This window comes from Nitrosomonas sp. Is24, assembly GCF_033063335.1.
In the GTDB taxonomy this organism is placed as follows: Bacteria; Pseudomonadota; Gammaproteobacteria; order Burkholderiales; family Nitrosomonadaceae; genus Nitrosomonas.
Genome location: NZ_JAWJZG010000001.1, coordinates 70,931 through 94,506, shown reverse-complemented (window position 1 = coordinate 94,506; position 23,576 = coordinate 70,931). Strand labels below are relative to the sequence as shown.

The following is a 23,576-nucleotide window of genomic DNA, read 5'->3' as shown; positions in this document are numbered from 1 at the left end:
ACGGCTCCTGCAAATAAATCAGCCCTTCCTCTTCAGGGGCTATATAAAATTTTAAAATACTAAAAAGCATGGTCGAGGAGTCTCAGACAAAAATACGTCTCTTGGTGGCTGAAAGTTTTGAGCTCGTGCGCATTGGCTTGCGTTCACTGTTTGAAAGCCACCATTCCATCCGCCTCGTTGCAGAGGCCAGCTCAATCGAAGACTTATTCAAGCTGGCGGCGCAGCACAAGCCGGATATCGTTCTCATGGATTTACAGCTGAGCGGTGGTAACTATGCCGAACATATCACCAAATTGCTGCATGCCTGTCCGCAAAGCAAGGTACTGGCTTTTTCTCATCAGAATAGCGAACAAACGCATCTAAAAACCTTTCGTTCCGGAGCGATGGGTATTATCAGCAAGCATCACTCTTCCGATTTGCTGTTGAAAGCGATTCATGCCATTCATGCGGGACAAATCTGGTTCGATCGCAACGTCACCAAACTGCTCTGGCAAGCACAGTTTGATTCCAATCCACCAATAGAAATACAAACCGACAAGCGCTCCTCGGAGCAACCCAAATTAAGCGATAGTGAACGCCATATTGCCTATCTGGCATGTAAAGGCTTATCGGCGAAAGAAATCAGCGCGCAATTACTGGTCACGGAAAAAACGGTCAGGAACCAACTTTCTGTTATTTATAGAAAAATTGGTGTAAAGAAACAAATCGAGCTGTGCCTCAAAGCACCGCTGTATAATTACTTCAAAGAATCCCACCTTCTTGGGACATTCTTCCCACAAGATCACGAAAAATAGCATCATTTTAAGGACAAATGACTTCTATTTTGCAGAAGTTATGTTTGTTAAAATCCCTCTCTGATTAAATAGATAGCAAATTTCCATCTCTGCTATCCATTTCTCAAATCGTAGGCTTCACGCGAATCGTAGACCTCATTCAAAGAAAGTACTCGCACGCACTAACCGCGATGTATTTTCCCCTCACGGTTCGCTGATTACGAATTTTTTCACCTAAGGAGGGAACCTTAAATGTCGTTTCAAATTAATCAATCGAGTTGTGACATGCCGCTTTCACAGAGCGCCATCGAAACAGCAAAGATTCCATACCGCTCGTTATGCGCACGAGCTGCCGCCGGCTTTGTCCTGGCAATGTCGATATCCTTTATCGGCGCGGATAAGAGTTATGCCGCCGAACATGTGATCGAAATGACTGCCAAAGATATTTCAGACGATGGTTTCGGCAATAAATTGCTGGCATATCAAATGCTCAGCCATAAGATCGATGGCCTGGATGTTACGGACAGATACAGTAATGCCCCTACCATCCCTGGACCGATTATCGAGCTAACCGAAGGCGACAAGGTTAAGTTAACCCTTTTAAACGCGATTGACCCTGCCTATCCCGTAGCAGGAGTGAGTAAGCAAGTAAGCGTGCATGTTCATGGCGTTCATTACAAAATCTTGAGCGATGGCACGCTTAGAGTGATCAATAGAAAACTGGACGAGGGAGCCGGAGAAGGCCCTGAAGATACCTTCGCATCGTATGAATACGAATGGGATGTTGCACCTGGAACCGCTGGAACATGGCCATACCACGATCACAATTACGAAAATCATAACGGATCGGAACACAAAGGCTTGTTTGGCGCAATCATTGTCAATCCGGCAGCAACACCCAGACCGCAGAATAGTTATAAGTTTTCAAAAGAATATGTCCTCTATCTCGGAGACGATGCGTTCTGGGGTGTTGAAATCGATAGCACAACCAAAAAGCAAACCAAGCATGGCGTCAATCCAACGCTCAACGCACCTAAAAACACCGATGTCCGGTTTCATCTCATCGCTTTAGGCACGGATCTCCACAATTTCAGCCTGAATAACTACAAATGGTTTGATCCGGGTACACATAATCTTATCAATCAAGTTGCAATCGGCCCCCTGGAAAAACATGTATTCGTTATCCGGTCTAAAAACAGCACGCAATACGTGGATAACAATTTTTCAAACAAATTACTGGGCATGAAAGGCAGCTTCATTGTTGATTAATAAGCAATATGCATCCCAATATTAAGGATCACGTCATGAAAGAACAGATTATAAAATTCAATAAACACATTGCGGCAATGGCGGTTGTTATGCTATTTGCCGTCGCATTCTTATCATCATCGATGGCAATGGCCGCAGTTCATAGCTTTAATTTCACAGCCAAAACTCTGCCTAACGGTCAATTAGGCTATGCCACGGGCGGCGGCGATGCGGAAGCCGTCATTCCAGGCCCGGCCTTATTTGTCAAACAAGGCGATACCATCCAAATCACGTTGACTAATAACACCGCAGCCGATGTCGGTTTCACTGTCCCAGGTTTGGTGAATAGCAATAGCGCAAAGACCACACCGGGTCAAACGCAAAACTACACATTGCACGCCAATAAAACCGGTACCTATGTTTATCATGGCGATAACAACGGTAAAGAGTTACTAGGGCTGTTCGGCGCCATCATCGTCGACAAAAAGAACGGTCCGATCGATAGTTTCGTCAACGGCGATGGCAGCATCGTTCCAGTTACACAGGCCGATCTCGACAAACAATTTGTGTTATTCATGGTCGGCTCGACATTCTGGGGTACCGAAATATCCGCGGATGGCGTGCAGAAACCGCTTTGGGCAGCCCCTGATTTAGGCGCGGTTGAAAACGATCTGGTACGTTTCCATGTGTTGGCGATAGGACCTGGCCACACGTTCCACTTGCATGCGCACCGCTGGCTAAAAACCGATACCGCAACGGTCATAGACACCAAATTGCTGAATGACGGTACCGATACTCACAGCTTTACCATTAAAGCCGGTAGCGGGGTTGGTCCGGGCGATTGGCAATTCCATTGCCACTTGATCGCGCATATGGAAGCAGGTATGCATGGCAGTTTCCGCGTTGATCCGGCGGGTGGAGACGGACACAGTGTTGTCGGTGCATCGCCTTATGGCAATATCTTGCTAGGCGCGCGTCCATCCGAGCCGGGTGTCGTAACGTTGGAAGTCAGCGACGAACCGGCCAGCTGGTTTAGAAGCCCTCGTGGAGACGCCATCGTCGGATTGCCTTTCGACATTAAAACCAAATCGCTGGAAGTCATGTATCCCGGCAGCAGCGTAAACTTCGTCATGTCCGATACCAATGGCGTACATACCATCAGCTCGCTGTTATGGCCTAGCGGCGCGCATCACATGCCATTTGACCAAAGTGCCGCCTACCGTGGCGGTGGTATCGTTAAACTGACGACACCAGGACTGTATGTGTTTACTTGTAAAGTACATCCGTACATGTTCGGTGCGGTGATTGTCGATGATCCGGAAACCGAAGGACTCGATTTAGGTAACCCGGCAATGGATTATAAGATCGACTTGGTTACCGGCATTGCTGGATTACCTACCAGCAGCGATCTGGCCGTTCGTTTATTAAGAACGTTCTTCGTGGCTACCTCACCCAGCAATTGGCAGGATTATTCAACCGGCATCTGGAACTTAAAATTTCCAACTTTACCGGTTAGAATTTCCGGCGCACCGTTTGGAAACATTGAAGACGGCGGTTTAGCCTTAGCGTTATCCGCGCTGAATGTAGTCGATGCGCCTTTAGCCGTTGGCGCAGCACCCGAAAAACCCGGTGTTGGGGAAGTGTGGGTTAACACGCAATTTGAAAAAACTGCTGGAAAATACAAACCCGGCACCACGACAGTAGTAGACACCACCAACTGGACGGTTAAACGGAAGGTTGCATTGCCGGAAATCAACAACAACAATCCGCATAACATGTGGACCAATCGCGATCAATCGGTGATTTATCAAACCCAGTGGTTCGATACCAAGTTATCGATGATTAACCGTGAAACGGGCGCCTTGATCAAAAATATCACCGTTGGCAATACGCCATCGCATGTGGTGACACTGCCTTCCAACGATGATCTTACCATTGCGATCAACGGCGAGAACGGTGTTGCGATAATTCCCGCCGGCACCACCAGTGTCAGCAAAATGCTGCCGACTCAGGCGCATGGCCACACTTCAGCCAATCCGCATGGTCATTGGGTAAGCGCTGATGGCACCAAGATTGTGACACCGAACATTAACACCAATGATATCGGTATTTATGGTGCTACTGGCGGAATCCATGCACGTACCCCAACGGGAAATAATGCCCCGGGCGCTCATCCGATCGCCATCGGTATGATGCCGGATTCCAGCAAAATCTACGCAGCGAACCTGTTGCATCATTCGCTATCGGTTGTTGATGGCGCAAACGGCGCGTTGCTGAAAACCATCAATTTGATTGCGGATTACAATCCTATCGATGGCAGTTTTGCCGACAATGATGGCAACGGAGCGATAGCAGTGGGTGTTCTGCCGATTCAATCACCGGTATCTCCGGATGGTAAGGCCGTCGTGATCGCCGCTACTGGCGGACAAATTGTCATCGTCGATACCAAGACTGACAAAATCGTCAAAATGTTGCCTTGCGATCCGGGCTGCCATGGCGCCAACTTTGGCGCGAAAGAAGGTGGCGGTTACTACGCTTACGTTACCACCAAATTCGGTAACCGGCTGACGGTGGTTGATATAGATCCGGACAATAACGGTGATATCAGCGATGCGCATATTGCTGGTTATGTTTCTCTGGTGGATACTCCAAGCACCGCTAAGGATGACACGGTGAGCAGCTTGCCGGGATTCGGCGGACAGGGAGTTCTGGCTGTACCGAATGTCTACAACGGCTGGGTGCAAAACCTGCCGGATGTATGGAAAAGCGGTTTAACAGCTGCACAACGCAATCCTGTAGGACATTAATCTAGTCTAACCATAAAAGCGCAACTGCCAGCTTAAGCTGGCAGTTGCGCTTTATCAGCCTGATAAAAAAGAAATGTATCCAAAGGCTATGTGTCATGCGTCAGCATACTGCTTGCCAACCGGATCGCATTGGAATCAACTGGCAACAAGCCTCCTGATCATATTTCCGTCAATACATCAGTGTGTTGAAGCATAACAGTATGCAAGCTCTCCAGCTCTCTGGAGATGCGCATAAAAAAACACCCCGCTAAACGAATAGCGAGGTGCCAAGGCTTCGTTACGCGCTGATAATCTTCTGGCTGCTGCGCACGGAGCAATAAAGAGAACGATGAATTATGCTTTAAAAGCCGATTCCAACATAACCGCCCGCGGTCATACCGCTCAAATTAACACCGTCTGTCTTATTGACCAATTGATAGCGGCCATCGATACCGATAAAGAAATCTTTCCAAATATTGTAATCAACGCCTGCGCCAAACTGGATGCCTGGCGCTAAATACGTAATGGCTTCAGACGTTGGACTCATTACATGAATTGCTAAACCTGCAGGAATAATCCAAGGTCTTATTTTAGAACCTTCAAAAAATTTGATTTTAGGGGATGCCGTTAAAGTAAACTGACTGACTGTTACATTAATCGGATTGAGTGAACCGCCCGCTAACATCGTAGGCGCATTAGCCAGCGCATTGCCCTGAACATGGTTGCCAAATTGTTTATATTCAAACATCAATTCTGCAAAGACTGTTGTTCTTGGCATAAACCCCCACATATCTCTGGTCAGTCCCCAATCAATACCTGCACCCACATACCATCCATCTTGACCAGCCTGATCTTGAGCTCCAACCGGCGCGACAATACTTTGTATGCTTGAGCCGTTACGCTGATTCATTTGGTGTGTAAAACCGCCGCGGAAGTGCAGCATGCGAGTTTTTTCTGTGATATCTGTACCGATCCGTTGTGTTAGAGGATCTACTTTTTCTGCTAATGCATCCTTTCTCTCTTCAAGACTATTTATTTTCTTTTCTGTCTGATTTATTTTCTGTTCTGTCTGAGTAGCGGTTTGTTCTATACTTTTAACCTTTTGTGCAGCCTGAGCGGATTCAGATTTCATTCTTTGTAATTCAACTTGAATAGCTTGCAAGCTTTGTTCTAATTGCCTAATACGCTCAGCAGCTGCTTCACCTGCCACGACTTGAGGCGCAGCCATCGCACTAGCGGCTAAAAGCGAACCGGCAAGAAAATTGACGGTTAATTTTTTATTACGTGATAAATACTTCATAAGATTCTCCTTCAGAGGGTTGGTTTTTTTATTAGCAACTGACTTCAACCGCGACAGCATAAAAAAAAAGATATACAGATACATTGATCTGCATCAACCTGAATGAAGAACGCCGTTAATACTTTGCTGCTTGCAGCAGAAGTGCTTGATTTAAAACAGCCCCAGAATCGGGACATTTATCCATATTCAATGGGATATTTGACTAAATGGCATGCACTGTATTGCTTCGGGATATATGTCACATATTTTCCCAAACAACGATTTGATAAAATCACTGCTGAATTAAATAGATAGAGAAATTATTCCCAAAATGAACTCTTTTACACCGTTTCCACCCGTGGAAAATGCGCTTACCGAGCCCAACGGATTATTGGCTGTGGGAGGAGATCTGTCACCGCAACGCTTGCTTGCGGCTTATCGCAAGGGCATTTTTCCCTGGTTCAATGAAGACGATCCAATCCTTTGGTGGAGTCCGGATCCCCGAATGGTGCTGTTTCCCGCCGAATTAAAAATCTCCCGGTCACTACGCAAAACGCTGAAAAAAGACCATTACCACATTTGCACGGACCGCAGTTTTACCCAGGTCATGCAAGCCTGTGCCGCGCCGCGCAAAGATCAAGCAGGTACTTGGATACACCCGCAAATGGTGACCGCTTATAGCGCGCTTCACAAAATGGGACTGGCGCACTCCGTGGAAACCTGGGTCAATGGTGAACTCATCGGCGGGCTTTATGGTGTTGCGCTAGGAAAAGTGTTTTTTGGCGAATCGATGTTCTCGCGCCAGCCAGATGCATCAAAAATCGCCTTCGTGCACCTGGTAAAGCAGCTACAATATTGGCAATTTGGCTTGATTGATTGCCAGGTCAGAACCAGCCACCTGGCGTCTTTGGGTGCGCGGGAAATTTCACGAACGGAATTCAGTCAAACATTGGATGACTTAATAACCGGAATCGAGCCCGGCAACACATGGAATTTTGATCGCATTCCAATCGAATAATGACAGATACCTGTGCTTAAATTTCACACCACCAATCCTTATTCATGCAGTTACTTGCCCGGCAAGCTCGCTTGCTCCGAGGTGGTCACGCCGGAGCATCATATCGATGCGCAAGCTTATGGAAAATTGGTACAAGCCGGTTTCCGCCGCAGCGGCCATTATACCTACCGGCCATGCTGCGAACATTGTCGTGCTTGTCTTTCCGTAAGGGTCAAGGTGACCGACTTTGTGTCTAAGCGCGCGCAGCGCCGTGCCTGGAAACAACATCAGCATTTATCCGCCACCGTGCATCCGTTGCATTATAAACCGGCGCATTACGCGCTTTATCAACGCTATCAGAACAATCGCCATTTTGGCGGCGGCATGGATAATGATTGCCGCGAGCAGTATCACAATTTTCTATTGCAGAGTCATGTGAATTCCAAATTGATCGAGTTCCATGACAAAGAGCAATTGCGCATGGTCAGTATTATCGATGTGCTGCCGGATGGCCTGTCGTCGGTCTATACTTTCTACGATGCCGAGGTCGCTCAGGCGAGTTTTGGGACTTACAACATCCTATGGCAGATTGAACAGTGCCGGGAGCATCATTTGGAGTATCTTTACCTGGGCTACTGGATCAAAGAAAACCGGAAAATGCGCTATAAAGCCAATTTTCAACCGCTTGAAATCTTGATTAACAATCAGTGGGTTTTGCTGGATAGCAGCATTCTTTCGTGAAATCGGCTCAAATCGGCAACCCTTCAAAATAAAACCCGGCATGTTCTACACACTTCTTCGCCCGCTCCTTTTTAAGCTTGATCCCGAATCTGCACATCGCGTCACGTTCGATGGCATTGAGCTGGCCAGAAAATTGGGCTTATTAACGCCTGCTGTCATCGCTTGTCCGTCCCGCACTGTCATGGGATTAAATTTTCCCAATCCGGTCGGACTTGCCGCCGGGTTGGACAAAAATGGCGAATACCTAGATGCGCTCGCCATGCTGGGATTCGGCTTTATCGAAATTGGCACTGTCACGCCACGGCCGCAACCGGGAAATCCGGCGCCGCGGATATTTCGCATTCCCGAAGCCAGTGCAATCATCAACCGGCTGGGTTTCAATAATCATGGCGTCGATCAATTGGTTGAAAACGTTAGACACTCTGCTTATCGCGGCATACTCGGTATCAATATCGGTAAGAATTTCGATACCCCGCTGGAAAATGCGGTCGACGATTATCGAATCGGTTTACAGAAGGTTTACCCGTATGCCAGTTACGTGACGGTCAATATCTCATCGCCCAACACACAGAATTTGCGGCAACTGCAAAGCGCCGATGCACTCGACCGGTTACTCGATCAATTAAAGTCGGAACAAGCCAAGCTGGCGCAAATTCATGGAAAATATGTGCCGATGGCGGTCAAAATCGCCCCCGATCTGGATGAAACACAGATCCAGTCGATTGCCGCACTGCTGATAAAACATCGCATCGACGGGGTGATCGCCACCAATACTACGATTGCACGGACAGGCATCGAGCACTTGCCAGCCGCACAGGAAAGCGGCGGATTGAGCGGCGCCCCGTTGACACAACGCGCTACAGCGGTTATTCAGCAACTACATGGTGAACTGCATGGTGCCATACCAGTTATCGGCGTCGGCGGCATCTTGTCGGCGCATGACGCGCAAGACAAGCTGGCGGCGGGCGCAAGCTTGGTACAGCTGTATACCGGCTTGATTTACCGCGGCCCGGATTTGGTTAAGGAAATTGCACGGGTGATCTGTGCTGATCACGCAAAAGAATCGAATTAGCATGAATCAATTGTTGATAGAAGAAATCGACGCGCTATTGCCGCAAACACAATGTGGAAAATGCGGCTTTCCCGGCTGCAGGCCTTACGCGGAAGCAATAGCCGAAGGTCGCGCGGATATTAATCAATGTCCACCCGGCGATCAGGAAGGTATCGAGAAATTGGCGCAATTATTGGGTGTTCCGCCCAAACCGTTGAACACGTCGCATGGCTTTCCCCGGTCCGGTAAAGTCGTTGCCAGAATTGACGAGCAGTTATGTATCGGCTGCACGTTCTGCACTCGGGTTTGTCCTGTCGATGCCATTGTTGGAGCTGGCAAACAAATGCACACGGTCATCGCCGCAGAATGCACCGGATGCGAGTTATGCATCGCGCCTTGCCCCATGGATTGTATTAGCCTGGTGTCCGTCGCCGAGAAGACCGACGGCATACGGCAGAAACAAGCCGCCGATAACGCACGCTCACGGTATCACTTCAGATTGCAGCGGTTAGCGAGAGCAAAACAAGCCAGTCCCAAAGCACCCACTAAAGCCATTGCACAACCGGAAATAACCCCAACTGCAGCGGAAGAACGTAAGCATGCCATCGTGCAGGCAGCCTTAAAACGTGCCATGGCCATCCGTGCCCGGACTGATAATAACCGGCCGCCGGTGGAATGACATGAATTCAGCCAAGCGGCACGAAATTTTTACTTGTTTGCAATCAACCAATCCGCATCCAACCACCGAGCTGGAATATCGTTCCCCTTTTGAACTGCTGATCGCGGTTATTTTATCGGCGCAAGCTACCGACAAAAGCGTGAATCTGGCAACACGGAAATTATTTCCTCACGCCAATACGCCGGAAAAAATTCTTGCTTTGGGTGAAACGGGTTTGCTTGAATGTATCAAAAGCATCGGGCTATATAAAACCAAGGCGAAAAATATTCTGGCAACCTGCCAATTGCTGATCCAGCATCATCGCAGCGAAGTACCCCGTACGCGCGCGCAACTGGAAGCATTACCCGGGGTCGGACGTAAAACTGCCAATGTCATTCTAAATACCGCGTTTGGCGAACCTACGATTGCAGTGGATACGCATATTTTCCGGGTTTCGAATCGTACTGGACTAGCCCCCGGCAAAAATGTTCTGGAAGTCGAATTAAAGCTGCTCAAAGCAGTACCGAAGGAATTTCGCCATGATGCACACCATTGGCTGATCCTTCATGGCCGGTATGTTTGCAAAGCCAGAAAACCGGCCTGTGCAATTTGCACGATCAATCATTTATGTGAATTCAAAGACAAAAATTTTGCACTCTAATCACACTATTTATGTTTAAACCATCGAGAGAACAAGCGCGGCAATTATTTTTCGACACATGGCGTAAGTACCGTCAGCGGGAAATATTATCCGGTATCGAAACGATCGCGCTCGAGGTCATACTGCTTCACCCGGAATACCATGACATTCTCAGCGACCCCGAGCGCTATTTGGATAAGGATTACTCACCGGAAATGGGTGATACAAATCCATTCCTGCACATGAGCATGCACGTAGCGATCAAAGAACAGTTGTCCATTAATCAACCGGTTGGAATTTGCGAGCGATTTGCGCGTCTACAGAAGCATTGCGGAAGTGAACACGTTGCGGCACATCAGACGATGGAATGCCTGGCAGAAATGATATGGCAAGCGCAGCGTACGCAATCCGCGCCGGATGCCGGCATCTATTTCGATTGTTTGGATAAACAGCTGGGTTCGGTCAATTAAAATGAAAACGGGATAAAACCATCGACTGGTATTTATCCCGCTTTTGAATTCGTTGTCAGTTCAAATAAATATTATTTGTTTGAATTCAGACTACCTGCCTGGCTGGAATAATAGAAAGCCAGGTTTTCAATATCGGCAGGTGACAAATTGGCAGTCATTCCCGCCATAATTGGATCATTCCGGGTGCCGGATTTATAGTCTTTCAATGCTTTTGCGATGTAAGTTCTGTATTGTCCGCCAATTTTGGGGAAATTAGGTGCCGGGCTATTACCGTCAACGCCATGACAGGAAGCACAAACTTCAGCTGCTTTACTTTTACCTGCTTCAATATCAGCAGCCATTACTTGACTTGATAATATCAACGCTGCTCCGCTTAATGCGGCAATTAAATAATTCTTCATAATTCGTTCCTTGCGTGAATGACTCAGTTAATTTTTAGAATAATATGCAGCAAGATCTTCGATATCTTGTTGAGACAATGTCTTAGCTAAGGCCGTCATGGTAGGATGGCTACGTGAACCACTTTTGTAACCTTCCAACGCTTTAATGATATATTCTGCATGTTGTCCGCCCAGTTTGGGAACATGATAAGCGCTAGGAAAAGCTGTTTTATAACCTGGAATTCCGTGACAACCTTCACACATTGATAACTTGTCTTTTGCTGCCGCTGCGTCTCCAGCTGCTTGAGTTGCTCCCGAAAATGCCAAGAACATGCCCAAGGCAAGTAATAAATTCATAATCGATTTTTGTTTCATGTAAGCCTCCTTCTCTCAAAAGTTGAACTTTAAACGATGCGCCCGATTTGGTCAATGAATAAGTGTAAGCATGTCCATGTTGTTTATGGGGAAATTTGTTGCCCGAGCTACATTTTTGCAGTAGATTTCGACTCCAATTCTTCCCATTTTGCAAGGCAGTCTGTCAATTCTTTTTCAATCGCCGCTAAGCGTGTTTGTAATGCTTTTACTTCGTCTGGGTGATCACGATAAATTGTTGGTTCGTTCAGGCGTAAAGTAATATTGGCCTGCTCCCGTTCCAACTTATCAATTTTACCAGGTAATGCTTCAAGCTCACGTGCTTCCTGATAACTCAATTTTTTAGTTCGAGCAGGCTTTGCCGCTGTAGAACTACTGGTTGGTGAGGTTTCCGGCTGCTTCGATACTGTTTTTTGCTGATTGCTATTATCTTCAAACTGTTTTGCACGTATCCAATCTTCATAACCGCCAATATATTCACATAATTTTCCATTTCCTTCAAATGCAATTACTTGTGTAACGACATTATCCAAAAATTCCCGGTCATGACTGACCAAAAACAACGTGCCGGAATAGTCTTGCAACAGGGCTTCCAACAATTCCAATGTTTCTATATCCAAATCGTTAGTGGGTTCATCCAGTACCAGCACATTGGCAGGGCGGGTAAATAATCGCGCCAGCAACAAACGATTACGTTCACCGCCTGAAAGTGATTTGACGGGCGAACGGGCGCGTTCCGGAGGAAACAAGAAATCCTCCAGATAACTGATGACATGCTTGCGTTTACCGTTAATCTCAACAAAATCGGAACCCGGGCTGATGGTATCCGTCAGAACCATTTCTTCATTGAGCTGCTCGCGCATCTGATCGAAGTAAGCAACCGACAGCTTGGTTCCTTGCTGAAGGTTGCCGGAATCAGGTTGCAATTCACCCAGAATCAATTTTAACAACGTCGATTTTCCAGCACCATTCGGGCCCAGCAATCCCACCCGGTCACCGCGCATAATGCGGCAGGAGAAATCCTTGATAATCGCTTTATCACCATAGCTTTTATTGACGTGCTCCAGCTCAGCAACCAGCTTACCCGAACGCTCACCCGCATCAACATTGATATTGGCCTTTCCAACCTTGTCCCGGCGCGCTGCGCGCTCCAGCCGCAATGCCTCCAGTCTTCGCACTCTGCCTTCATTACGCGTACGCCGCGCTTCGATTCCTTTGCGTATCCAGACTTCTTCCTGCGCCAGGAATTTATCGAATTTCCGGTTATGTATCGCTTCGACTTCGAGCATTTCCGCTTTCTGGCGCTGGTAATCGGAGAAATTGCCGGAGAAAGTTTGCAAATTTCCGCGATCCAGCTCAATAATTCTGGTCGCTACGTTATCGAGAAAACGGCGATCATGTGTGATAAACAGAACGCTACCGGAAAAATCCCGCAGCAATCCTTCCAGCCATTCAATAGAAGAAAAATCCAGATGATTGGTCGGCTCATCCAGTAGCAGCACATCCGGCGATATCACTAGCGCACGGGCCAATGCCACGCGCTTTTTTAAGCCGCCGGAGAGATGATCGATCAAGGTATCCGCAGGCAAATTCAGTTTATCGATCACGGTTTCTATTTTTGCTTGCAGGTTCCATCCGCCGTCGGTTTCCAAAGCGCCTTGCAAATCTTGCAGACGGATCAGCAATGCTTCGGTATTTTCCGGTGTTTCGCTTAATGCATGCGAAACGGCATGATAATCCAGCAGAATCTGACTGATATTGCCCAAACCCGTGGAAACTTCTTGATATACCGTATTGGCGGGATTCAACAGCGGTTCTTGCGGCACATACGCCAGCTTTAAATTAGGCGCGCGCCAGAGCCGGCCGTCATCGAGCTTAATCTCGCCCGCCAACGATCGCAGCAAACTTGACTTACCGCCGCCGTTTCTGCCGATCAAACCGGCACGCTCGCCTGGGTCGAGCTGCAAGTTGGCATGATCAAGCAAAGCATGGTGGCCAAAAGCCAGGCAGGCATTTTCCAGTGTAATGAGCGGCATCAGTGAAGTTTAATGTGGATAAAAACGATTGCGGGATTAATCAAGTTATTGATTTTGCATTTCTCAATAAACCAAGGGAGGCAATTTTGTCATGCTTTGGCCCGCTTGGCAAAAACAGGTGTAATAAAAATGGAGCCCGAAGGCTCCATTTCGCATCCCTGCGCGTCAAAAAGACTGCATTACTCAGCCGCAGCGGTGACGTTAATTTTCTTCGGTTGCACGGCTTCACGCTTCGGTATAACCACCTCCAGCACACCGTGTTTTGACGATGCGGAAATCGCTTCAGCGTTAGCGGTATCCGGCAGACTGAAGCGGCGGTAGAAGGAACCGTACGTGCGCTCAACGCGTTTGTAGCCTTCTTTTTCGGTTTTACTTTCCGATTTTTTCTCACCTCTGATGGTAAGTACGCCATCTTCCATGCTGATATCGATTTCTTCCGGTTTTACCCCGGGAATATCCGCATGAATAACAAATTTATCCGCTTCTTCCCTAATATCCACCGCAGGAGACCACTCCGCCGTTGCGGTAGAACCTTCAGCGACGCTGCGTTCCAATTCTCTTTGCAGTTGACTTAACAATCCCCAAGGTTCATAACGTGTAATAGCCATACTCAATTTCTCCTTATCAATTAAAAAAGCACATTGTGTAAGTTCAACATCAACGCCTCATTCAATCTCAAATTGCTCTACGTTTAATGCAGCGTTTTCACAGTTACAAAAAATACACTTTCAAACCTGATATAAGGATCAATTATTTTTTTTCAAGCACCCGGGAAAATCATTCAATACGATTATTATAATTCTCAATACAAATCAAATGGGTAACTAACGCGCGTAACGCCGCCGCAAGCCATAAAAGACCGCTGCAAGTACCGTCAGTAATACAGCAACCCAGACTCCGTTCCGTTTCATCCACTCCGACAGATTCGCCTGGACGGAAAAATTCGCTTCGGCGAGACCCAGCACTTTAGTGTCTGCCTGCGCATTATCTTGCGTCACTATATGCAGCTGAAACTTTAACACCTGTTCCCCGGATGATTCCGGCGTCACGCGCCAGCGCCATTTGGCCGTACCGCCATAATCCGAAACCGGATCCTGCGCGCCCAATCTGTCAATTTCAAAATCATCGCCAGCGATCTCAGCCTTCATATTGGGTGACACGACACCGCGAATTCCATGTATCGAAGTCCCTTCGGACGCCGTCGCTACAATTTCATTTAAAAACTTGGCAAGATGTTTTGTTTCCAGATTGACCGCCACCTCGAACGGCTCATATTGTTTCACCTCGGATGGAATCGTAATTACCGTGCTATCCAGCGGCAATTTCATGATCACCGGGTTGTGTATCCTTTTAGCCGACAACTTATGCAACACCGCGTTGATCGAAAAAGGCACCAGCAATAAAACAGCCAACATGGCAATTGGCACGATGAAATTAAAATTCAAACCGGATTGAGGTTCTGAGTCACGCATGATTTCTCCAGCGATGGGTTCATATTCAGGAGCAAATCATAACATTGTTGAAGAACAAACTGAGCGAATCTCGGCTATAGCGAACGCTACTTGCGATGCTCCACCTATCGGAACGACTCACGGGCATTAATCAGCTCAATCGCTAAAAGTGGCCCAATAGCGGGCGCAAATGAACACGTGATATGGGTCTCTGTCCGGTAATTTCCTGCAAAACGCCATGCTTACGCAATGGTATTTTGATTTACCTTACGGCGCGGTAGAGAGGGGCATCCATTACGAGTGATGCGCTTCACTGCGCTCAGCACATCCTACGTCGTTTTAAAAGATGGTGCGGTATGAAAATCATCGTGGCGATTCAATGATCATCGCAAGTTTAAGGCATTTTACCGGCGCAAAACTTTGCCGGTGTATTTTACAAGCACCATATTCTTGCAGCGCGGCCAAATGCGCTTTGGTTCCATAGCCTTTGTGCTTATCAAAGCCGTAACACGGATAAAGCTGATGCAATCGCTTCATTTCTGCATCACGTGCAGTTTTGGCTAGAATGGAAGCGGCTGAAATGGCGGGTATCAGACTGTCACCCCGGATGATGGTGCGCACCGGACATGGCAAGCGCGGACTTTGATTGCCATCGACGAGCGCGACATCAGGCACAAACGGCAGGCTTTTAACGGCACGTTGCATGGCCAATAAGCTTGCTTGCAGGATATTGAGTTGATCGATCTCTTCGACTGTGGCCCATGCCACGGCCCATGCGGCAGCATGTTGTTTGATCATGATTGCAAGCGCATCGCGCTTATTTTCACTGAGCTTTTTAGAATCGGCCAGTCCAGTGATCGGGTGGTCGGCTTTCAGTATCACACAAGCTGCATAAACGGATCCGGCGAGGGGTCCCCGGCCAGCTTCGTCGACACCGCAAATCAGCTCATTGGCGCATGGTGTTACGATTCTTCAGTCTCCGCTGCAGTCACTATTTCAATCGATAGGATCGGATCCTAGACGCTTCTGGAGGTGCACATCAGTTGAGCTTCAGTCACGAGCTGCCCATCGACTTCCGCGCGCGCCGAATACTTCCACAGTCCTTTGATTTGCCGTTCGATGGCCACTTTGAGGATTAGCTGATCACCGGCGATGACCGGTTTCTTGAAACGGACACCGTCGATACCGACAAAATAGTAAACCGTGTCTTCTTTGTTAACCGTATCTTCGGTTCTCAGCGTCAGAATCGCGGCAGCTTGCGCTAATGCTTCGACAATCAAAACACCCGGCATGACGGGATGATGCGGAAAATGTCCGGAAAAGAACGGTTCGTTAATGGAAACGTTTTTCAATGCGACGATATCCTTGCCCGCTTCATATGAAATGACCCGGTCTACCAGTAAAATCGGGTAGCGGTGTGGTAAGTATTTCAAGATTTCGTGAATATTCATGGTGCTCATTTTATTTTCCTTTTTAGCCCTTGGGACGCGATCAACATTGACTGAATTGACTGGTTATTCCTTGTCGAGCGTTTTAATCACTTTATCCGTGATATCGATGCGCTGGCTTCTATAAACCGAGTCTTGCAATTGTAATATCAGATCATAGTTTTCCGCTTCGGCGATTTTGCTGATCGCACGATTGGTGCGCTCCAGGATGACGCTGTATTCTTCGTTCTGGCGTACGCTCAGATCTTCGCGCATTTGGCGCTGCGCGCGTTGATATTCCCGGCTCAGATTAGCGAGGTTTCTTTCCAGATTACGCCGCTCGGTTTCCTCCATCTTGATGCTGTTTTTTTCCAGCTTATCTTGCAGGTTTTTGGCTTCTAGTGCCATTTTCTTGATTTCTTCGTCACGCGGCACGAATTCCTGCTCGATTTTTTTCTGCGCCAGGAGCGCCGGTTGCGATTCGCGCAGAATCTTTTCGGTATTCACTACGCCGATCTTGATATCGCCAGCAAAAGCAACCGTGAACCCGCAGGCAATGGCAGCGGCAATTACCACCATAACCAGATTGCGCCGCTGTTGGTTGATTTGTTGTTTCAACATATACGCTACCGGAGTCTCAACTAAATCAGAATTGTTGCCCGAACATGAACTGGAATCTTTGCAAATTATCGCCAGGCTGGTCATTCAAAGGCTGCGCGATACTAACCTTCAACGGCCCCATCGGCGAAACCCAGGTAAGCGCCAATCCGGCCGAGTAACGCATAAAATTATTCAGATCGCCGAATTTATTGAATGTGGTACCACCGTCCAGGAATGTGCTCAGGCGCAATGATCGATCGTCTTTCATAAAAGGAACCGGAAACATCAGTTCGATATTACCCACAACCCGCTTGCTGGCGCCAACGGCAAACAAGATTGAATTGCTGTTTGAAGTATTTGTAAACTGATCGCGAGGACCCAAAGAGTTCAAATTATATCCCCTGACGGAGTTATTACCACCAGCAAAAAAGTTTTTGAAGAATGGCAATGAATTTCCGGTATATCCGTCACCGTAACCGGCTTCGCCATTTAACATCAAAGTGAAGAAATCGGTAATGGGAAAATACCATTTTTGATTGTAACTGACTTTATAGTAATTCAAATCTCCACCGGGTACGCTGACTTCACCGAACAATCGATGCGTCGTGCCGGAAGTAGGCCAGATGGCGCTGTCACGGCGGTCTCGAGCCCAGCTGACGGTCAATGGGAAATTATTGGTCGATGTGCCGAATTCCTTGACAAAATCCAGATAGCGCCTTGGACTATCGTCAAAAGTACCGATATGGGTATTTTCCGCAGCCAATCCGAAAGAAACGATATCGCCTTCGGCAATCGGTATACCCAGGCGGACGCCGGCCCCGATAGTTTCCGTTTTAAATGCACCCACTTGCGTTAAAGGGCGGGTATTCAAATCCCGCTTATAAACATCGAAGCCAAGGCTGACTCCGTCCACGGTAAAATAGGGATTGGTAAATGAAGCGGCATAGGTTTTATTGATAAGACCGGTATTTACATCCAGACTGAAAAAATTACCGGTGCCAAAAATATTATTCTGAGAAACCGAGCCATTCAGAATAATACCTTGTTGTTGCGAATAACCCGCACCGAACATGATAGATCCGGTTGGCCTCTCTTCGACCTTGACATTAATGTCCACCTGGTCTGTTTTATTGGGCACGGCGGGCGTTTCGACATTGACGCTATTGAAGAAAAATAAGCGATCTACACGCACTTTGGAGAGATTGATATTTTTCGTGGAATACCAAGCGCCCTCCATTTGCCGGAACTCGCGCCGGATCACTTCGTCGCGTGTGCGGTCGTTACCTGTGATGTTGATTTTCCGGATATAAACCCGGCGGCCCGGGTCAACAAAGAATGTAAATCCAGCTTGGCGTTTTTCATGATCGATTTCCGGCGATGCATTGATATTGGCAAAGGCATAACCATCGTCACCAAGTCGGTCAGTCATGGATTTGATCGACTCGGTCAGCTTTTGCCGGGCAAATACCGCGCCGCTTTTGAGTAAAATCAGTTTACGCAATTCTTCTTCCGGCACGATGGTATCGCCAGCCACTTTGATATCGGAGACAGTATATTGCGCGCCTTCTGTCACGTTGACGGTAATATAGATGTCGCGTAAGTCCGGCGTAATCGATACTTGCGTAGATTCAATATTGAATTCAAGATAACCGCGATCCAAATAATAAGAACGCAGCGTTTCCAAGTCGGCGGCTAGTTTCTGCTTTGAATATTGGTCATTTTTGGTGAACCAGCTCAGTAAATCAGGTTTTCTGAGAACCAATATGCCACGCAACTCTTTGTCGGGAAATTTTTCATTACCGACAAAACTTATTTTTTTAATCCGGGCTGTGCGGCCTTCCTTGATGTCAAAATTAATCGCCACACGGTTACGTTCAAGAGGGGTTGTGGTTGTGGTAATTTTGACGGCGTATTTGCCACGGCTGATGTACTGACGCTTCAATTCCAGCTCCGCTCTTTCCAGTAATGAGCGGCTGAAAATCCGCGATTCCGATATGCCCGCCTGTTTTAATCCCTCAAGCAGCTTGTCTTTCTCGAATTCCTTCGCACCATTGATACTGATTTGCGCAATCGCCGGCCGCTCCACAACTTCCACGATCAAGATGTTGTTTTCAGACTTTAATTTTACATCTTTGAAAAAACCGGTTGCATACAGCGCCTTGATCGCCTCGGTAGCTTTGTCCTCATTCATGGCATCGCCGACTTTAATCGGCAGATAGCTGAATACCGTGCCGGCTTCGGTACGTTGTATGCCTTCAACACGGATATCCTTGACGATGAAAGAATCGCTGGCCCAACAGGAGAACGCATAAAAAAAGCTGACAACTGCAACGGCAAAATGCTGGAATTTCATTATCTAGCCAGTAATAAGCCGGTTAATATCGTTATAGATGGCAAATGTCATCAGGGTAAACAGCATGGCCATGCCAATTTTCTGCCCAATAATGATGGCTTTGTCAGGAAGCGGATTGCCTCTGATGATTTCAATCAGATAATACATAAGGTGCCCGCCATCCAGAATCGGGATCGGCAATAAGTTTAAAACACCGATACTGACACTGATCAATGCCAGAAAAGCGAGATAAGATACCAATCCCATCTGTGCGGATTGACCGGCATAATCGGCGATGGAGATCGGCCCGCTGACATTCTTCAGTGAAACGTCACCCGTGATCATTTTGGACAGCATTTGCAATGTCAGTATGGTCGTTTCCCAAGTTTTCTCGATGGCTTTTTGGAATGCTTTGCCGGGAGAATAACTGACGGTGACGAGCAATTCGTCAAACTCAGCCTGATTGATAACGGGCGCTACACCGATTTTGCCGATTTGCTTGCCATTTTCAGCCGCTGTTTCGGGCGTAACGGTCAGCGCGATCATTTCGCCATTGCGCAAAATTTCCAGCTCCAGTGTCCGTCCGGGGCTTGCGCGTATTTCTTTGACAAAGTCCATCCAAGTATGGATTTCCGAATCATACACAGCGATGATTTCATCGCCAGCTTGCAGTCCGGCTTTGTCGCCAACACCACCGGCTATGACTTGTCCAATGACAGGTTTGATAATGGGTTGATAACTGGTAAGCCCAATCATACCTGGAAAATTTTCATTGAGCTTATCCGGATCGACACGGCTCAGATCCAATTTGCGCAAATTGATTTCGCCATTTTTATTAACGGTTTGTATCGTTACATTCGCGGATTGATCGATGGCGTAGCGTAATAAAGCCCAACGCGCATCCTGCCAGCTGGCGACCGGCTCGTTTTCAATGCTGACAATGGTCTCGCCTTCTACGAATTGCGCCTGAGCAGCAGCCGTAGCGGGTTCAACCGGACCCACCACGGGCTTCATGCCGTTAACACCGAGAATGAAAAGCAGCCAATATAAAACAATCGCCAACAAAAAATTAGCTATAGGGCCGGCAGCTACGATAGCGAAACGCCGGGCGACCGGCTGACGGTTGAATGCGCGCGGCAAATCCTCCGCCGCAACGCTGCCTTCATTTTCATCCAGCATCTTGACATAGCCACCCAATGGAATAGCGGCAATCACCCATTCTGTCCGGTCTTTTCCCCAGCGCTTGCGGAAAATAGGTTGGCCGAATCCTATGCAAAACCGCAGCACTTTCACACCATTCCAGCGCGCCACCAGATAATGGCCAAACTCATGAAATGTAATCAATATACCCAGGGCCAGTATGAATGAAATGATAGTATAGGTTATTGACATATGGGTTTATTACGTAAGGGATGCAGGTAGAAAGGGGAGTTGGACCGCACGATACTTATCATTTCACTGCCGATGCTGATTGAATAATACGCGATACTATCATTAATTTAGGAAAATAGAATCTAGTCGCTGTAACAATTTACTTACGCGGATTATTGCAGGTTTGCAAGCCAATTCCGCGCTGCATCACGGGCCAGTGTATCTGTTTTCAATACATCATCCAATGTCGACATTTCTTCTTGCCGCACGGTTTTCATGGCATGCGCAATCATGACCGGGATGGCGGTAAATGGCATACGTCTTTTAAGAAACGATTCCACTGCGATCTCATTGGCCGCATTGAGCACTGCGGGCATATTTCCGCCTGCGGCGAGTGCTTGGTAAGCTAATTCCAAACACGGAAATTTCTTAAAATCAGGTTCTTCAAAATCCAGGTGAGCAACCTTGAACATGTCCAAAGCCGATACTCCACTTTCTATCCGCTCGGGAAAGCCCATCGCATGGGCAATGGGTGTGCGCATATCCGGATTCCCCAATTGCGCAATGACCGAGCCATCGACATAAGCAACCATGGAATGAATGACACTTTGCGGATGAATCACCACTTGAATTTTCTCCGGTGGCGCCTCAAACAACCAATGCGCCTCGATCACTTCCAATCCTTTATTCATCATGGTGGCGGAATCCACCGAGATTTTTTGCCCCATATCCCAATTCGGATGTGCACAGGCTTGCTCCGGTGTCACGCTCACGAGCGATTCCAGCGGTGCTCGCCGGAATGGTCCGCCCGAAGCGGTCAGTAAAATGCGGCTGATACCCGCTGCCGCCAAGTTGCCATTGAAATGATGCGGCAATGATTGATAGATGGCGTTATGTTCGCTGTCGATCGGCAATAGCGTGGCGTTGTGCTGTTTTACCAGGTCCATGAATATACGCCCGGCCATGACCAGCGTTTCTTTATTAGCCAGCAATACCAGTTTCCCGGTTCGGGCTGCCGCAAACGTTGGGCGGATGCCGGCAGCGCCCACAATAGCAGCCATCACGGCATCCACTTCAGGATGTGAAGCGACTTTTTCCAGCGATTCGATACCAGCCAGAACTTCCGTCCGGATACCGGCTGCTTTGATTGCATCGGCCAGCTGCCCGGCGCTGGCTGTATCCAGCATGACCGCGTATCGCGGCTGAAAGCGCTGGCATTGTGCGAGCATTTTTTCGATACTGTGATTGGCCGTTAATGCGAACGCTTGAAAGCGATCCGGATGCCGCGCGATAACATCGAGTGTGCTCTCTCCGATGCTGCCGGTGGAGCCGAGTATGGTGATTTGACGGGTAGTTTTCATGACGCGGGTGAATAAAAAATAAGTAAGGCCAAAATGGCAAATGGCAGTGAAGAAGTCAAAGCATCGATTCGATCCAAAATTCCACCGTGACCTGGCAAAATATTTCCACTATCCTTAACACCGGCCTGACGTTTCATCAGCGATTCGTATAAATCCCCGATAATACCTAATATCGCCATAAACAGTAGCAATGGTATCAATTTCGCCGCTAAAGATTCTTCAAGAAACCAGAAATCCCAGATCAGACCATAAAGTAATACCGCAACTAGAGCACCAGCTACACCTTCCCAAGTTTTATTCGGGCTAATCCGGGGAGCAAGTTTGTGTTTACCGAATGATCTTCCAGTGAAATAAGCTGCACTATCGGAAATCCAGATGGTTGCCATAAAACCCAGTAACAGCTCCGGACTGATAGCACGCAATTGATAGAGCGCAAGACAAGTGGGCAGCAAGAGTATCCAGCCGGTCAGCATCAAAATAAGCGGATTTTTTATTGCGTAAAGCTGTTTCAGATAGGGCGGTACACTGATGATCCAAAAAGCTGCGGACAAAATATAAACCCAGATTAAATCCGGAGAGTAAATATTCGCTTTTAACGATTCACTCATTTGAAACAACAACTCTCCCCCGATGAATGTGGTCAGGAGCATAAAAATGATGGTATTCCGTACTGAAAATCCCGCTAACCGGCTCCATTCGCGCGATCCGATTATCGTCAATGAAAGTATTACGATGACCCAAAAGATATCTTGTAATAAAAACAGCGCCGATAAAAACAAGGGAAGAATAACGACTGCAGTGAGGATGCGGGTTTTAAGCATGAAAGGTAATCTTTTTATCCTTCGGCGGATAGTGTCATTTGCAACTGCTCACTCGTGCGGCCAAAGCGGCGCTCGCGCTGCTGATAAGATTGAATGGCCAGTTCAAGCTCATGCTCGTCAAAATCCGGCCATAGTGTATCGGTGAAATATAATTCAGTATAGGCCAGCTGCCATAGTAAAAAATTACTGATGCGGTACTCACCGCCGGTGCGGATAAACAAATCCGGTTCAGGTGCATAACTCATGGACAGATATTGTGCCAAGCTTTCTTCTTCAAAATTCAGCGGCAGATCTTTTGACTGCGCCATCATTTTGCGCATGGCTTGCATGATATCCCAGCGGCCGCCATAATTGGCCGCAATCGTAAATGTGAGACGCGTATTGTTGGCGGTGAGCTGCTCGCCAAGGTGAATGAATTCTACGATTTTAGGATCGAATCTTGATATGTCGCCGATGACTTTAAAACGGATGCCATTTTCATGCAATTTGGTGATTTCTTGCTCCAATGCGCCAAGAAACAGTTGCATCAGAGACATAACTTCATCGGTAGGCCGCCGCCAGTTTTCGCTGCTGAAGGCAAATAATGTGAGGAAAGCAACACCGCGTTCCATACAGGCTTTAATAACACCGCGAACTGTTTCGACACCCTGCTTATGTCCGGCAATCCGAGGCATATAACGGCTTTGTGCCCAACGGCCGTTACCATCCATAATAATAGCAATGTGTTTGGGTATTGAACCTGTTTCGGGTATTTCTCGGGTTGAACTCGGACCTTGAGGCAT

23 protein-coding genes are annotated in these 23,576 nt (G+C 47.6%); 9 read left to right on the top strand and 14 right to left on the bottom strand.

Going from position 1 to position 23,576, the window contains the following annotated elements; translation table 11 throughout:
* The first annotated feature begins 68 nt into the window (after nucleotides 1–68).
* The 3 genes from R2103_RS00400 (at nucleotide 69) to R2103_RS00390 (ending at nucleotide 4,828) form a co-directional block, all read left to right on the top strand.
* Nucleotides 69–794, top strand: coding sequence for a response regulator transcription factor (locus R2103_RS00400; RefSeq protein WP_317529618.1), 726 nt, complete (start codon nucleotides 69–71; stop codon nucleotides 792–794).
* Nucleotides 795–1,025: 231 nt separating this feature from the next.
* Nucleotides 1,026–2,042, top strand: a complete 1,017-nt coding sequence (locus tag R2103_RS00395) for a multicopper oxidase domain-containing protein (protein WP_317529617.1) — start codon at nucleotides 1,026–1,028, stop codon at nucleotides 2,040–2,042.
* A 35-nt stretch (nucleotides 2,043–2,077) separates the two neighbouring features.
* Nucleotides 2,078–4,828 (top strand): multicopper oxidase domain-containing protein, encoded by a 2,751-nt coding sequence (locus R2103_RS00390; RefSeq protein WP_317529616.1) that lies wholly within the window; start codon nucleotides 2,078–2,080, stop codon nucleotides 4,826–4,828.
* A 340-nt stretch (nucleotides 4,829–5,168) separates the two neighbouring features.
* Here R2103_RS00390 and R2103_RS00385 read toward each other — a convergent pair whose 3' ends face one another.
* The gene (locus R2103_RS00385) at nucleotides 5,169–6,107 is read right to left on the bottom strand and encodes a porin family protein (RefSeq protein ID WP_317529615.1); all 939 of its coding nucleotides are present in this window, start codon (nucleotides 6,105–6,107) and stop codon (nucleotides 5,169–5,171) included.
* A 298-nt stretch (nucleotides 6,108–6,405) separates the two neighbouring features.
* Between R2103_RS00385 and aat the strand changes: the two genes are divergently transcribed.
* From aat to R2103_RS00355, 6 genes are read left to right on the top strand one after another with little or no spacing between them, the layout of a single operon-like run.
* Nucleotides 6,406–7,104: a leucyl/phenylalanyl-tRNA--protein transferase gene (gene aat, locus R2103_RS00380; protein WP_317532032.1), complete on the top strand. Its 699-nt coding sequence runs from the start codon at nucleotides 6,406–6,408 to the stop codon at nucleotides 7,102–7,104.
* A gap of 12 nt (nucleotides 7,105–7,116) precedes the next feature.
* Nucleotides 7,117–7,824: an arginyltransferase gene (locus tag R2103_RS00375; RefSeq protein ID WP_317529614.1), complete on the top strand. Its 708-nt coding sequence runs from the start codon at nucleotides 7,117–7,119 to the stop codon at nucleotides 7,822–7,824.
* Nucleotides 7,825–7,864: 40 nt separating this feature from the next.
* Nucleotides 7,865–8,896: a quinone-dependent dihydroorotate dehydrogenase gene (locus R2103_RS00370; protein ID WP_317529613.1), complete on the top strand. Its 1,032-nt coding sequence runs from the start codon at nucleotides 7,865–7,867 to the stop codon at nucleotides 8,894–8,896.
* A gap of 1 nt (nucleotide 8,897) precedes the next feature.
* Nucleotides 8,898–9,554, top strand: a complete 657-nt coding sequence (locus R2103_RS00365) for an RnfABCDGE type electron transport complex subunit B (RefSeq protein WP_317529612.1) — start codon at nucleotides 8,898–8,900, stop codon at nucleotides 9,552–9,554.
* A gap of 1 nt (nucleotide 9,555) precedes the next feature.
* On the top strand, nucleotides 9,556–10,194 hold the full coding sequence (gene nth / locus R2103_RS00360; RefSeq protein ID WP_317529611.1) for an endonuclease III: 639 nt from the start codon (nucleotides 9,556–9,558) through the stop codon (nucleotides 10,192–10,194).
* Between the two features lie 11 nt (nucleotides 10,195–10,205).
* Entirely contained in the window at nucleotides 10,206–10,643 is a 438-nt protein-coding gene (locus tag R2103_RS00355; protein ID WP_317529610.1) for a DUF1841 family protein, read from the top strand.
* Nucleotides 10,644–10,714: 71 nt separating this feature from the next.
* Here R2103_RS00355 and R2103_RS00350 read toward each other — a convergent pair whose 3' ends face one another.
* The 13 genes from R2103_RS00350 to uppS all read right to left on the bottom strand — a co-directional run bounded on the left by R2103_RS00350 (nucleotide 10,715) and on the right by uppS (nucleotide 23,576).
* Nucleotides 10,715–11,044 carry a c-type cytochrome gene (locus tag R2103_RS00350; protein WP_317529609.1) on the bottom strand — a complete coding sequence of 110 codons (330 nt, stop codon included), beginning with the start codon at nucleotides 11,042–11,044 and terminating at the stop codon, nucleotides 10,715–10,717.
* A 27-nt stretch (nucleotides 11,045–11,071) separates the two neighbouring features.
* Nucleotides 11,072–11,398 (bottom strand): c-type cytochrome, encoded by a 327-nt coding sequence (locus tag R2103_RS00345; protein WP_317529608.1) that lies wholly within the window; start codon nucleotides 11,396–11,398, stop codon nucleotides 11,072–11,074.
* A 107-nt stretch (nucleotides 11,399–11,505) separates the two neighbouring features.
* Complete coding sequence (locus R2103_RS00340) at nucleotides 11,506–13,431, bottom strand: ATP-binding cassette domain-containing protein (RefSeq protein ID WP_317529607.1); 1,926 nt, start codon at nucleotides 13,429–13,431, stop codon at nucleotides 11,506–11,508.
* 179 nt (nucleotides 13,432–13,610) lie between these two features.
* On the bottom strand, nucleotides 13,611–14,039 hold the full coding sequence (locus R2103_RS00335; protein ID WP_317529606.1) for an Hsp20/alpha crystallin family protein: 429 nt from the start codon (nucleotides 14,037–14,039) through the stop codon (nucleotides 13,611–13,613).
* Between the two features lie 216 nt (nucleotides 14,040–14,255).
* Nucleotides 14,256–14,903, bottom strand: coding sequence for a hypothetical protein (locus R2103_RS00330; RefSeq protein WP_317529605.1), 648 nt, complete (start codon nucleotides 14,901–14,903; stop codon nucleotides 14,256–14,258).
* 342 nt (nucleotides 14,904–15,245) lie between these two features.
* The gene (gene rnhB / locus R2103_RS00325) at nucleotides 15,246–15,827 is read right to left on the bottom strand and encodes a ribonuclease HII (RefSeq protein WP_317532031.1); all 582 of its coding nucleotides are present in this window, start codon (nucleotides 15,825–15,827) and stop codon (nucleotides 15,246–15,248) included.
* A 71-nt stretch (nucleotides 15,828–15,898) separates the two neighbouring features.
* Nucleotides 15,899–16,342, bottom strand: a complete 444-nt coding sequence (gene fabZ / locus R2103_RS00320) for a 3-hydroxyacyl-ACP dehydratase FabZ (RefSeq protein ID WP_108699460.1) — start codon at nucleotides 16,340–16,342, stop codon at nucleotides 15,899–15,901.
* Between the two features lie 54 nt (nucleotides 16,343–16,396).
* Complete coding sequence (locus R2103_RS00315) at nucleotides 16,397–16,930, bottom strand: OmpH family outer membrane protein (protein ID WP_317529604.1); 534 nt, start codon at nucleotides 16,928–16,930, stop codon at nucleotides 16,397–16,399.
* A 25-nt stretch (nucleotides 16,931–16,955) separates the two neighbouring features.
* Nucleotides 16,956–19,262 (bottom strand): outer membrane protein assembly factor BamA, encoded by a 2,307-nt coding sequence (gene bamA, locus R2103_RS00310; protein WP_317529603.1) that lies wholly within the window; start codon nucleotides 19,260–19,262, stop codon nucleotides 16,956–16,958.
* 3 nt (nucleotides 19,263–19,265) lie between these two features.
* A complete protein-coding gene (rseP, locus tag R2103_RS00305) occupies nucleotides 19,266–20,633 on the bottom strand; it encodes an RIP metalloprotease RseP (RefSeq protein WP_317529602.1) in 1,368 nt (455 codons plus the stop codon).
* 152 nt (nucleotides 20,634–20,785) lie between these two features.
* A complete protein-coding gene (gene ispC, locus R2103_RS00300; RefSeq protein ID WP_317529601.1) occupies nucleotides 20,786–21,973 on the bottom strand; it encodes a 1-deoxy-D-xylulose-5-phosphate reductoisomerase in 1,188 nt (395 codons plus the stop codon).
* The gene (locus R2103_RS00295; RefSeq protein WP_317529600.1) at nucleotides 21,970–22,794 is read right to left on the bottom strand and encodes a phosphatidate cytidylyltransferase; all 825 of its coding nucleotides are present in this window, start codon (nucleotides 22,792–22,794) and stop codon (nucleotides 21,970–21,972) included. The genes ispC and R2103_RS00295 overlap by 4 nt, the downstream gene beginning before the upstream one ends.
* A gap of 14 nt (nucleotides 22,795–22,808) precedes the next feature.
* The gene (gene uppS, locus R2103_RS00290) at nucleotides 22,809–23,576 is read right to left on the bottom strand and encodes a polyprenyl diphosphate synthase (protein ID WP_317529599.1); all 768 of its coding nucleotides are present in this window, start codon (nucleotides 23,574–23,576) and stop codon (nucleotides 22,809–22,811) included.